The organism is Streptomyces sp. NPDC051555, assembly GCF_044454405.1.
Taxonomy (GTDB): domain Bacteria; phylum Actinomycetota; class Actinomycetes; order Streptomycetales; family Streptomycetaceae; genus Streptomyces.
The window spans coordinates 187,787-199,535 of record NZ_JBITDP010000017.1 but is presented as its reverse complement, the minus strand read 5'-3'; the positions used below and the strand labels follow the sequence as shown (position 1 = coordinate 199,535).

General features: G+C 73.9%; 10 protein-coding genes and 1 riboswitch. Of the genes, 7 read left to right on the top strand and 3 right to left on the bottom strand.

Going from position 1 to position 11,749, the window contains the following annotated elements; genetic code table 11:
- Nucleotides 1-128: 128 nt before the first annotated feature.
- Together ACIBEA_RS30305 and ACIBEA_RS30300 are read right to left on the bottom strand one after the other, a co-directional pair.
- Nucleotides 129-362: a ferredoxin gene (locus ACIBEA_RS30305; protein WP_399266313.1), complete on the bottom strand. Its 234-nt coding sequence runs from the start codon at nt 360-362 to the stop codon at nt 129-131.
- Nucleotides 362-1,879 carry an aldehyde dehydrogenase gene (locus ACIBEA_RS30300; protein ID WP_399266311.1) on the bottom strand — a complete coding sequence of 506 codons (1,518 nt, stop codon included), beginning with the start codon at nt 1,877-1,879 and terminating at the stop codon, nt 362-364. Before ACIBEA_RS30300 ends, ACIBEA_RS30305 begins: the two co-directional genes overlap by 1 nt.
- A 272-nt stretch (nt 1,880-2,151) precedes the next feature.
- Between ACIBEA_RS30300 and ACIBEA_RS30295 the strand changes: the two genes are divergently transcribed.
- The 7 genes from ACIBEA_RS30295 (at nt 2,152) to ACIBEA_RS30265 (ending at nt 10,449) form a co-directional block, all read left to right on the top strand.
- The gene (locus ACIBEA_RS30295; RefSeq protein WP_399266309.1) at nt 2,152-3,237 is read left to right on the top strand and encodes an MBL fold metallo-hydrolase; all 1,086 of its coding nucleotides are present in this window, start codon (nt 2,152-2,154) and stop codon (nt 3,235-3,237) included.
- 170 nt (nt 3,238-3,407) lie between these two features.
- Nucleotides 3,408-3,487: riboswitch (cobalamin riboswitch) on the top strand.
- A gap of 129 nt (nt 3,488-3,616) precedes the next feature.
- Entirely contained in the window at nt 3,617-4,870 is a 1,254-nt protein-coding gene (locus tag ACIBEA_RS30290; protein WP_399266307.1) for a prenyltransferase/squalene oxidase repeat-containing protein, read from the top strand.
- Nucleotides 4,867-5,610, top strand: coding sequence for an SCO2322 family protein (locus ACIBEA_RS30285; RefSeq protein WP_399266305.1), 744 nt, complete (start codon nt 4,867-4,869; stop codon nt 5,608-5,610). Before ACIBEA_RS30290 ends, ACIBEA_RS30285 begins: the two co-directional genes overlap by 4 nt.
- On the top strand, nt 5,580-6,824 hold the full coding sequence (locus ACIBEA_RS30280; protein ID WP_399266304.1) for an energy-coupling factor transporter transmembrane component T: 1,245 nt from the start codon (nt 5,580-5,582) through the stop codon (nt 6,822-6,824). The genes ACIBEA_RS30285 and ACIBEA_RS30280 overlap by 31 nt, the downstream gene beginning before the upstream one ends.
- A gap of 4 nt (nt 6,825-6,828) precedes the next feature.
- Nucleotides 6,829-8,856 (top strand): ABC transporter ATP-binding protein, encoded by a 2,028-nt coding sequence (locus ACIBEA_RS30275; RefSeq protein ID WP_399266301.1) that lies wholly within the window; start codon nt 6,829-6,831, stop codon nt 8,854-8,856.
- Nucleotides 8,853-9,680 carry an ECF transporter S component gene (locus tag ACIBEA_RS30270; protein ID WP_399266300.1) on the top strand — a complete coding sequence of 276 codons (828 nt, stop codon included), beginning with the start codon at nt 8,853-8,855 and terminating at the stop codon, nt 9,678-9,680. The genes ACIBEA_RS30275 and ACIBEA_RS30270 overlap by 4 nt, the downstream gene beginning before the upstream one ends.
- A gap of 364 nt (nt 9,681-10,044) precedes the next feature.
- Nucleotides 10,045-10,449, top strand: a complete 405-nt coding sequence (locus ACIBEA_RS30265) for a transglycosylase SLT domain-containing protein (RefSeq protein WP_399266298.1) — start codon at nt 10,045-10,047, stop codon at nt 10,447-10,449.
- Nucleotides 10,450-10,577: 128 nt separating this feature from the next.
- On the opposite strand, the gene ACIBEA_RS30260 is transcribed toward ACIBEA_RS30265, so the two are convergent.
- Nucleotides 10,578-11,747 (bottom strand): steroid 3-ketoacyl-CoA thiolase, encoded by a 1,170-nt coding sequence (locus tag ACIBEA_RS30260; RefSeq protein WP_399266296.1) that lies wholly within the window; start codon nt 11,745-11,747, stop codon nt 10,578-10,580.
- Nucleotides 11,748-11,749: the final 2 nt, after the last annotated feature.

Sequence of the window (11,749 nt, the reverse complement as noted above, 5' to 3'; positions counted from 1 at the left end):
CGGCACGGAGAGACAGTCGAACTGACGGGCAGCCCCCGGAACCTCCCCGACCCCGCCCCACCCGAAGCCCCCGCCCCCGCGGCGAAGCCGCGCCCACCACCGCCGAAGCCGCCCCCACCCCCACCCCCTCACTCCTCCGGCGGGAAGACCACCTCGCCGCTCGCGGCCAGGGTGATCGTGATGGCCTCGACCGGGCAGCCCTCGGCTGCCGTGAGGACCGGTTCGTTCGCGTCCGTGTCCGGCGAGCTCGGGTGGGACTGGCGGGCCGAGTCGAGGGCGAAGCCCGTGGGGGCGTGGTTCACGCACATGCCCGAGCCGATGCAGACACCTCTGTCCACCTCGACGTGCCAGCGGTCACCCATCACTCACCACCGGCGGAGGCACCGTCACCAGAAGCACCAGCAGCATCGGCACCGGCGGCCGGCGGCTGGTAGCCGCCCGGGAGGCAGATCATCTTCGCCTCCAGGTACTCGCTCAGCCCCTCCGGGCCGAACTCGCGGCCGAGGCCGCTGTTCTTGTAGCCCCCGAACGGTCCGAGCATGTCCAGACTGAAGGTGTTCACGTTGAAGACGCCGGTGCGGATCTGGCGGCCGAAGTCGATGCCGTGCTCGACGTCGCCGGTCCACACGCTGCCGCTCAGCCCGAAGTCCGAGTCGTTGGCTATCCGCACGGCCTCGGCCTCGTCCCCGTACGGGATCAGGCAGACGACCGGCCCGAAGATCTCCTCGCGCGCGATCCGCATGGAGTTGTCGACGTCCCCGAAGAGTGTCGGCTCGACGTACCAGCCCTGGTCCAGGCCCGCCGGGCGCCCGCCACCGGTGAGGATCTTGGCGCCCTCCTCCTGGCCGAGCTTGATGTAGTCAAAGGAGCGCTGTTGCTGCCGCTTGGCGACCAGCGGGCCGAGTTGGGTCGCCGGGTCCAACGGGTCGCCGACCACCAGGGCTCCGGCCGCCGCCGCGAGCGCCTCGGCGATCTCGTCGTAGCGGCTGCGGGGGGCCAGTACGCGGGTCTGGGCCACGCACGCCTGCCCGTTGTTCATCCAGGCGGCCGGGACGATCCCGGCGATGGTGCTCTCCAGGTCCGCGTCCGGCAGGATCACGGCCGCGGACTTGCCGCCGAGTTCGAGGGTGACCCGGGTGAGGTTGCGGGCGGCGACCTCCATGACGCGCTTGCCCGCCGCGACGGAGCCGGTGAAGGAGACCTTGTCGACCCCCGGGTGCCCGACCAGGTACTCGCTGACCTCGCGGTCGGCCGGCAGGATCGACAGCACGCCCTCCGGCAGCCCGGCCTCGCGCGCGATGTCGGCGAGGATGTAGGAGTCGAGCGGCGCTTCGGGCGAGGGCTTGAGGATGACGGTGCAGCCGCTGAGCAACGCGGGCGCCAGCTTCGCCGCGGCCACGAACTGCGGGACGTTCCAGGGAATGACGGCCGCGACCACGCCCACCGGCTCGCGCCGGACCATGATCGGGCTGAGCGCTCCCTGCCGGTGCTCCTCGTACGGGAACGAGCGGGCGACCGTGATGGCGGCGTCGTAGACCATCATCGGGCCGAGCGCCTGGGCGAGGATGCTCCAGGAGTACGGCGATCCGTTCTGCGAGCTGATCGAGCGGGCGATCTCCTCGTGCCGGACGGCGATCGCGTCCTTGATCCGGGCGATGACCGCGATCCGCTCGTCCAGGGACGCGCGGGGCCAGGGGCCTTCGTCGAAGGCCTTGCGGGCGACGGCGACGGCGCGGTCGACGTCCGCCCGGGAAGCGTGCGGCACGCGGCCGATGACCTGCTCGGTGTGGGGCGAGACGATGTCGATCGTGTCGCTGCCCAGCGGATCGGTCCACTCCCCGCCGATGAACAACTTTCCGTGTTCCACGAGCTCGGTCATGGCTGATGCCTCCTGCGGTTCAGAACCGGATGCCAGAACTGATACCAGTTCTAGTTCCAGTAGTCCACGGCGCAGACAGAAGACCGCCCCAAGACCTCGGAGAGATCGGCAACGCAGCAGACGACTGGTCAGGAAGCCGCACAGATGGTCGACTTGGGCTACTACTGGAACGAGTTCTCGTTAGCCGTCACAGCACTCGCCTCAATCACCTCGCTCGTCGCACTCGTCGCACTCGTCGCACTCGCCGCACCTCTCCGTCTGGGGGCCACCTCATGTCAGCAGCCGCAGCCGCACCCGCACCCGAACCGCCCGGTGTCAGCGACCACGGCACCATCGACCACGGCGGCGGCGTCTGGGGGATCAAGGTCCCCATCCCCGACAACCCGCTCGGCCACACCCTCGTCCACGTCGTCGAGACCGACCGCGGGCCGGTCCTCGTCGACACCGGCTGGGACGACCCCACCTCCTGGGACACCCTCGTCGCCGGCCTCGGCGCACTCGGCATCCCCGTCGCCGACGTCCACGGCGTGGTCATCACCCACCACCACCCCGACCACCACGGTCTGTCCGGCCGGGTACGGGAGGCGTCCGGGGCCTGGATCGCGATGCACGCCGCCGACACCGAGGTCGTCACGCGCACCCGCGGCTCCGACCCCGGCGTCTGGCTGGACTACATGAGCGAGAAGCTCCTCGCCGCGGGCGCCCCCGACGAACACATCGCCCCGCTGCGCGCCGCCCGCGAGAGCGGCCGCATGCGCACCCTGCCCGGGATGCACGCGGCCGTCCCGGACCGCGAGATCGTCCCCGGTGAGCTGCTGCCGCTGGCCGGGCGCCGGCTCCGGGCGATCTGGACCCCGGGCCACACCCCGGGCCACGTGTGCCTGCACCTGGAGGAGGAGCACCCCGCGCACCTCCCCGGCAACGGCCGCCTCTTCTCCGGTGACCACCTGCTGCCCGGCATCTCCCCCCACATCGGGCTGTACGAAGCCCCCGAGGACCTGATGGCCACCGACCCCCTCGGCGACTACCTCGACTCCCTCGAACGCATCGGCCGCCTGGACCCGGCCGAGGTGCTGCCGGCCCACCAGCACGCCTTCACCGACGCCCCGGCCCGGGTCCGCGAGCTGTTGGCCCACCACGAGGAGCGCCTCGTCGGCCTGTGGGAGCTGCTCGCGCGCCCGCTGACCGCCTGGCAGCTGGCCGAGCGGATGGAGTGGAACCGCCCCTGGGCGCAGATCCCGTACGGCTCCCGCAACATCGCCGTGTCGGAGGCGGAAGCGCACCTGCGGCGGCTGGTGAAGCAGGGCCGCGCCGAGGCCGTCCCCGGCAGCGACCCGGTGACGTACCGGGCCCTGTAGCCGGGCCCCACCAGGAAGCGGAACGCCTGCGACCGAGGAATGGCGAAGGAATGGCGAAGGAGCGACGAGGGCGCGGCGACGGGCCCGTACGAGGGTGGACCGGCCCGCCGTCAAGGGGGGCGCGGGTTACGGGCCGGTAGAGTGACCGGGTCGTCAACACTTCCGTACGGGGGGAAGCCGGTGCGAATCCGGCGCTGACCCGCAACCGTGTCCCGCCTCCGGCGCCGCCGGGCGGGGAGCCGGATTGCCCCGTGGCGGAGGTGCGCGGCTCGCGCCGCCGGATCCCCGGTGGCCGGCACCGTCGAGGTAAACGGAGCCGGAGCCCGGTACTCCATGTGCCTGCCTCCCGCTCCCCAGCAGGAGAGGCACCCGCCCCACCATGAACGTCCGCCGCAGCGCCGCCGCGCTCGCCGCCTCCGCCGTGCTCTGCCTGGGCGCCGCTCCCGCCGCCCTCGCCGCCCCCTCGCCCTCACCGGCCCCCGTGATCCCCTCCGGGCTGTTCGGCAAGGTCGACCCGACCTTCGACGGTGTCTGGCGCCAGTCCTTCGCCCTGCTCGCCCAGCAGGCGGCCGGCGTGCGGCCCGCGCCGCAGGCCGTCGGGTGGCTGACCGGCCAGCAGTGCGCGAACGGCGCCTTCGCCGCCTTCCGCCCGGACTCCGGCGCGGCCTGCGACGCGAAGACGGTGCTCGACACGAACGCCACCGCCGTGGCGGTCCGGGCGCTCAAGGCGCTGGGCGGTCACGACGCGGCCGTCAAGAAGGGCGCCGACTGGCTGAAGTCCGTACAGAACGAGGACGGCGGCTGGTCCTACAACCCGGGCGCCCCGAGCGAGGGCAGCTCCACCCCGCTCGTGATCAGCGCGCTGGTCGCGGCCGGTGAGAAGCCGGCCGAGGTGAAGTCGAAGGCGGGCAAGTCGGCGTACGACGCCCTCCTCTCCTTCCAGCTCGGCTGCGCCGCCGAGCCCGCCGCCGACCGCGGCGCCTTCGGCTACCAGGCGCAGGACGGCAAGCTCCCGGCGAACGCCGGCGCCTCGGCCGCCTCGGTGCTCGCCGGGCTCGGCGCCGGCCCGATCGTCGCCCCGGCCGCCGCGGACACCCCCGCCGCGGCGCTGGAGTGCCCGGCCGGAGCGAAGGACCCGGCGGCTGCCGCCCAGGCCTCGGCCGGCTACCTGGCCGAGGCCCTCAAGAAGGACGGCCACCTGGTCGTGAAGACCCCGGGCGCCGAGACGGTCACCGCGGACGTCGGCAACACCGCCGACGCCGTGATCGCGCTGGCCGCCACCGGGCACAAGCAGTCCGCCGCGGGCGCGCTGGAGTGGCTCAAGGCCAACTCGGCCGAGTGGTCCAAGGGCAACCCGGCCGCCCTCGCCACCCTGGTCCTGACCGCACACGCGACCGGCACCGACCCGAAGGCCTTCGGCGCCACCGACCTGGTGGCCGCGCTGAACGCCACCGGTCCGTCCGACGCCGCCGCGGCCACGCCCGGGCAGTCGGCCGCCGCCGACGCCGGGGCGGACTCCGCGAAGTCCTCCGGCTCCTCCAACGTCGGCATCTGGTGGGTCGTCGGCCTGGGCGCCGTGGCCGGCATCGGCATCGGCTTCGTGATGAGCCGCCGCAAGCAGCAGCAGCTGTGACCCGATCGCCCCGGTCCCGGTCCCGGTCCCGGTCCCGCTCCCTGTCGGCGGTCCTGTCCCTGCCGGTGGCCCTGGCTATCGTCCTGGGCCTGGCGCTGACGCTGCTGGGCGCGGCTCCCGCGCTGGCGGCCGGTTACCGGTACTGGTCGTTCTGGGACGGTACGAGCGGCTCGTGGACGTACGCCACCCAGGGGTCCTCCCTGGTCAGGCCCAAGGACGGCGCCGTCCAGGGCTTCCGCTTCGCCGTCAGCAAGGACGCGGCCGACCAGGCGGCCACGCCGCGCGCGGCCGCCGACTTCGGGGCGATCTGCTCGGGCACCGCTCCGGTCGAGGGCCGCAAGCGGGTGGCCCTGGTCGTCGACTTCGGCGTCCCCGCCGACGCTCCGGCCGGCGAGACCCCGCCGCAGGACGCCCCGCGCACGGCCTGCGCGGTGGTGGCTCCCGACGCGACGGCCGCCGACGCGCTGGCCGAGGTGGCGAAGCCGCTGCGGTACAACAGCGCGGCGCTGCTGTGCGCGATCTCCGGGTACCCGAAGCAGGGCTGCGGCGACCAGGTCGGCGCGAGCGAACCGAAGCCGTCCGGCTCGGCGGCGGCGCCGGCCGATGCCTCGGCGTCGCCTTCCGCCGCCGCGTCCGACGACGGGGGCGGTCCCTCCGTGGGGCTCCTGGCGGGGATCGCGGCCGTGATCGCCCTGGCCGGGGCGGCCGTGTGGCAGTCCCGCCGCCGCCGCGCCCGGTGACCCACCCGGCCGACCGGACCGGCCCGACCGACCCGGCCGGCCCCGCCGCGACCGGCGACCGGCCGGAGCCGCCCGGCCGGTCGCCCGCCGCGTCGTCGTACGTCCGGCCACGGCGGCGGGACCGTTGGGAGGCGCCGGCCGCCGCGCGGCGCAACGCGCTGCACGCCGGTGCGTGGTGGCTCTGGGCGCTGGGGCTGGCCACGGCGGCGTCCCGGACCACCAATCCGCTACTGCTCGGCCTGATCGTCGGCGTCGCCGGTTACGTCGTCGCGGCCCGGCGGACCGCCGCCCCCTGGGCCCGGTCCTACGGCGCCTTCGTCAAGCTCGGCCTCGTCGTGATCGGCCTGCGGCTGCTCTTCTCCATGCTCCTGGGCTCCCCGATCCCCGGGGCGCACGTCCTGTTCACCCTGCCCGAGCTCCCGCTGCCGGCCTGGGCGCAGGGCATCCGGTTCGGCGGAAGGGTCACCGCCGAGCAGTTGGTCTTCGCCTTCTACGACGGCGCCAAGCTCGCCGCCCTCCTCATCTGCGTCGGCGCCGCGAACGCCCTCGCCAATCCGGCCCGGCTGCTGAAGTCCCTGCCCGCCGCCCTGTACGAGGCGGGCGTGGCCGTCGTCGTCGCCATGACGTTCGCGCCGAACATGGTCGCCGACGTGGTCCGCCTGCGGACCGCCCGCCGCCTGCGCGGGCGTCCCACCGGCGGGGTGCGGGCGATCCTGCAGATCGGCCTGCCCGTCCTCGAAGGCGCCCTGGAGCGCTCGGTGGCCGTGGCCGCGTCGATGGACGCGCGCGGGTACGGGCGTACCGCCCACGTCCCGGCCCTCGTCCGGCACACCACCAACGTCCTCACCCTCGGCGGGCTCCTCGGCGTGTGTGCGGGAACGTACGGGCTGCTCGCCGCCGAAGGCGCCGGGTACGGGCTCCCCGTCCTCCTGATCGGCCTCGCGTTCGCCCTCGGCGGCCTCCGCCTGGGCGGGCGGCGCAGCGTCCGCACCCGTTACCGCCCCGACCGGTGGGGCGTGCGCGCCTGGCTGGTGTCCGCTTCCGGTGCGGCCGTCGCCGCGCTGATGATCTACGCCGGGTCCGTCGACCCGGAGGGGCTGCGGCCCGGTGTGGTGCCGCTGGTCGCGCCCGGACTGTCGCTGTGGCCCGCGGCGGCGGTGCTGATCGGTCTGCTGCCCGCCGTGGTAGCCCCCGTCCCCCCGAAGGAGGGCTAGATACGTGATCCGCTTCGACCAGGTGTCCATCACCTACGACGGCAGGCCCGGGCCGACGCTCCACAACGCGGACTTCACCGTCCCCGAGGGCGAGCTGACGCTCCTGGTCGGCCCGTCCGGCGTCGGCAAGTCGACCCTGCTCGGCGCGGTGTCCGGGCTGGTCCCGCACTTCACCGGAGGCACCCTGCGCGGCCGGGTCACGGTCGCCGGGCGCGACACCCGCACCCACAGGCCGCGCGAGTTGGCCGATGTCGTCGGCACGGTCGGCCAGGATCCGCTCGCCCACTTCGTCACGGACGTGGTCGAGGACGAGCTGGCCTACGGGATGGAGTCCCTGGGGCTCGCACCTGCGGTGATGCGGCGCCGGGTGGAGGAGACCCTGGACCTGTTGGGCCTGAACGAGCTCCGCGACCGCCCCATCGCCACGCTCTCCGGGGGCCAGCAGCAGCGGGTCGCGATCGGCTCCGTCCTGACCCCGCACCCCGAGGTCCTCGTCCTGGACGAGCCGACGTCCGCGCTCGACCCGGCGGCGGCCGAGGAGGTCCTGGCGGTCCTCCAACGCCTGGTGCACGACCTCGGTACGACGGTCCTGATGGCGGAGCACCGGCTGGAGCGGGTGGTGCAGTACGCCGACCAGGTCCTCCTGATCCCCGCCCCGGGCGCGGCCCCCGTCCTGGGCCTCCCGGCCGACATGATGGCCGTCTCCCCCGTCCACCCCCCGGTGGTGGCCCTGGGCCGCCTGGCCCACTGGACCCCCCTCCCCCTCTCCGTCCGCGACGCCCGCCGCCGAGCCACCCCCCTCCACACCCTCCTCTCCACCCCGCCCCCCGTTCTCTCCGCCGCCTCCGGCGGGCCCTCAAACGCCGGGCAGGCTGAAAAAGCCCACCCCACGTCACCCCTGGCCCCGGCCCCGGCTGCGGCCGCGGCCCACCCAAACCCAGCCCCGGCTACGCACCAGGCCCAGCCAACTCCAGCCCCGGCTGCGGCTGCGGCCCAGCCAAATCCAGCCCCGCCGGCGTTTGAGGCGCCGCCGGAGGCCACCCCGGCTGCGGCTGCGGCCCACCCAAACCCAGCCCCGGCTACGCCCCAGGCCCACCCAAATCCAGCCCCGCCGGCGATTGAGGCGAACACACCACGGGCCACGCGCACCCGCACCCTGCGCCACCTGCTCCGCCGCACCCCGGCGCCCCCGGCAACCCCCGCACCCCCGGCGGGCCCGGCAGACCCGGCCAGCCCCCTCACCGCCACCCACCTCTCCGTCCGCCGCGCCCGCGCAGAGGTCCTGCACGACATCACCCTCGCCCTCGCCCCCGGCGAGACCCTGGCCCTCATGGGCCGCAACGGCGCCGGCAAGTCCACCCTCCTCGCCACCCTCGTCGGCATGATCGAGCCCGCCTCCGGCCACCTCCGCGTCGGCGGCAAGCCCCCGCACCGCACCCCGCCGGCGGAGATGGTCCGCCGCGTGGGCCTCGTACCGCAGGAGCCCCGGGACCTGCTGTACGCGGACACGGTCGGCGCCGAGTGCGAGGCGGCCGACGCGGACGCCGCCGCCGCGCCCGGCACCTGCCGCGCACTGGTGACGTCCCTCCTCCCCGACGTCCCCGACGACACGCACCCCCGCGACCTCTCGGAGGGCCAGCGCCTCGCCCTCGCCCTGGCCCTCGTCCTCACCGGCAGGCCCGCCCTGCTGCTCCTGGACGAGCCGACCCGCGGTCTGGACTACGCCGCCAAGGCCCGCCTGATCGAGATCCTGCGGGACCTCGCCGCACGCGGCCACGCGATCGTCCTGGCCACCCACGACGTGGAACTGGCCGCCGAGCTGGCCCACCGGGTCGTGATCCTGGCCGGCGGCGAGATCGTCGCGGACGGGCCGACCGCCGAGGTGGTCGTCTCCTCCCCCGCCTTCGCCCCGCAGGTCGCGAAGGTGCTGGCCCCCGGCCACTGGCTCACCGTCTCCCAGGTGGCCGCCGCCCTGGCCGCCCGCGAGCACGCCGGAGCCGAAGCCGACCCCGGCCCCGGGACCGCCCCGTGAGCCGCCCCGTCCGGATCGGCCCGCGCGGCGCCGCCGCCCTGGTCCTCGTCACCCTCGTCGGGATCGCCGCCTTCGGCTGGCCGCTGCTCGCGGACCGCCAGTCGGGGCTCGCGCACTCGCAGGACGCCCCGTGGCTGTTCGCCGCGCTGCTCCCGCTCCTGGTCGCCGTCGTGGTCGCGACGATCGCCGACAACGGCATGGACGCGAAGGCGGTGGCGATGCTCGGCGTGCTGGCCGCGGTGGGCGCCGCGCTGCGGCCGCTGGGGGCCGGCACGGCGGGCCTGGAGCCCATGTTCTTCCTGATGGTGCTGAGCGGCCGGGTGCTCGGGCCGGGCTTCGGCTTCGTCCTGGGGTCCGTGACGATGTTCGCGTCCGCGCTGCTCACGGGCGGTGTGGGGCCGTGGATGCCGTTCCAGATGCTGGCGCTGGGCTGGTTCTCGCTGGGCGCCGGGCTGCTGCCGGGCCCGGACCGGATCCGGGGGCGGGCGGAGCTGGTGATGCTGTCGGCGTACGGCTTCGCCGGGTCCTTCGCGTACGGCACGGTCATGAACCTCCAGGGCTGGGTGATCCTGCAGGGCATGGGCCAGGGGATCTCCTTCCACCCCGGCGACCCGGTCGGCGCGAACCTCGCGCGGTTCCTGGCGTACTGCCTGGCCACCTCGCTGGGCTGGGACCTGGGCCGGGCCGTGCTGACCGTCGTACTGACCATGACGCTGGGCGCCACGCTGCTGAAGGCGCTGCGCCGGGCGACGAGGAAAGCTGCCTTCGACGCCCCCGTTTCCTTCGATTCCGGGGCCGAAAGTGGCCCCGGACACACACCCTAAAGGGGTACGAGCGGCCACGGAACGTGAGATCCTGGCCCCTGAGCGGTGACCCGCCCCACAGGACCTTGGTCACATACGACCCGGGATAGTAGTCCTTAGATGTTCCATATCCACCCGCTCAAACCGGCTCCCACCTGCACCGATCCCCTTCCGCCCGGGGAGGGGTCGTTCAGCCCCGGCTGCGACCTCCACTAGTAAGAGGGGGGCATTGCCAGGCCCTCGGCAGCCTGGCTAACTGGTGTTGTCGCCACGGCGGCAGGGGCGCTTCGCCCCCCGCCCGACGAACCCCTCTCCACTGCGTGAGTGGCTCACGTACGTCCTCGACGTGCGAGCGACCGTCCCTGTTCCCTACGGAAGGTTTTCCGTGTCCAACGCCGTCATCCGCCGCATCGCCGCCTCCAAGAAGACCTTCGCCGGTACCGTGCTCGCCCTGGGTGTGGCCGGTTCCATGCTCGCCGCGGTTCCCGCCCAGGCGGCCCCGATGGACGCGAAGTCCATCGCGCAGCAGATGATCAAGGACCCGGCCCAGTACGCGGCGTTCGCCAAGATCGTCTCCCGCGAGAGCGGCTGGGACCACACGGCCACGAACTCCTCCTCCGGTGCGTACGGCCTGGTCCAGGCCCTGCCGGCCACGAAGATGGCCTCGGCGGGCTCGGACTGGAAGACCAACCCGGCCACCCAGATCAAGTGGGGCCTGGACTACATGAACTCCCGCTACGGCAGCCCGGTCGGCGCGTGGAACTTCTGGTCCTCCCACCACTGGTACTAAGCCACCCCGAGCAGCAGACGTCACGGCGGGCGACCGTGCGTGCGAAGGCCCCGACGGCCGACCTCCCCAGGTCCGGCCGCCGGGGCCTTCTGTTTCCCATCCCACGGGGGCTCGGGAGCCCACGGGGCTCAGAGGCGCTGGATGATCGTGCCGGTGGCGAGGGCGCCGCCGGCACACATCGTGATCAGCGCGAATTCCTTGTCGCGACGCTCCAGCTCGTGCAGCGCGGTGGTGATCAGGCGCGCGCCGGTGGCCCCGACCGGGTGGCCCAGCGCGATCGCCCCGCCGTTGACGTTGACCTTCTCCATGTCCTGCTCGAAGACCCGCCCCCAGCTGAGCACCACGGAGGCGAAGGCCTCGTTGATCTCGACGAGGTCGATGTCCTTGAGGGACATCCCGGCCTTGCCGAGGACCGCACGGGTCGCGTCGATCGGTCCGTCGAGGTGGTAGTGCGGGTCCGCGCCGACCAGGGTCTGGGCGACGATCCGGGCGCGCGGCTTGAGCTTGAGCGCGCGGGCCATCTTGCGCGAGGCCCACATCACGGCGCAGGCACCGTCGGATATCTGCGAGGAGTTCCCCGCGGTGTGCACGGCGGTCGGCATGACGGGCTTGAGCCGGGCCAGCGCCTCCATGCTGGTGTCGCGCAGGCCCTCGTCCCGGTCGACCAGGCGCCACATGCCCTGCCCCGCGGCCTGCTCGGCCTCGGTCGTCGGCACCTGGACGGCGAAGGTCTCGCGCTTGAAGCGCTCCTCGGCCCAGGCGGTGGCGGCCCGCTGCTGGGAGAGGACGCCGAGGCCGTCGACGTCCTCGCGGGTCAGTCCGCGGTGCCGGGCGATCCGCTCGGCGGCCTCGAACTGGTTGGGGAGGTCGACGTTCCACTCGTCCGGGAAGGGCTTTCCCGGGCCGTGCTTGGAACCGGAGCCGAGCGGCACCCGGCTCATGGCCTCGACCCCGCAGGCGATGCCGATGTCCATGACCCCGCCGGAGATCATGTTGGCGACCATGTGGTTGGCCTGCTGGGAGCTGCCGCACTGGCAGTCCACCGTGGTCGCGGCGGTCTCGTAGGGCAGACCCATCGCGAGCCAGGCGTTGCGGGCCGGGTTCATCGACTGTTCGCCCGCGTGGGTGACGGTGCCGCCGACGATCTGCTCGACGCAGTCGGGCTGGATCCCCGTACGGGCGAGCAGCTCGCGGTAGGTCTCACCGAGCAAGTAGGCGGGGTGGAGGTTGGCGAGCGCGCCACCCCGCTTGCCGATGGGCGTGCGTACGGCTTCGACGATGACGGGTTCCGCGGCCATGA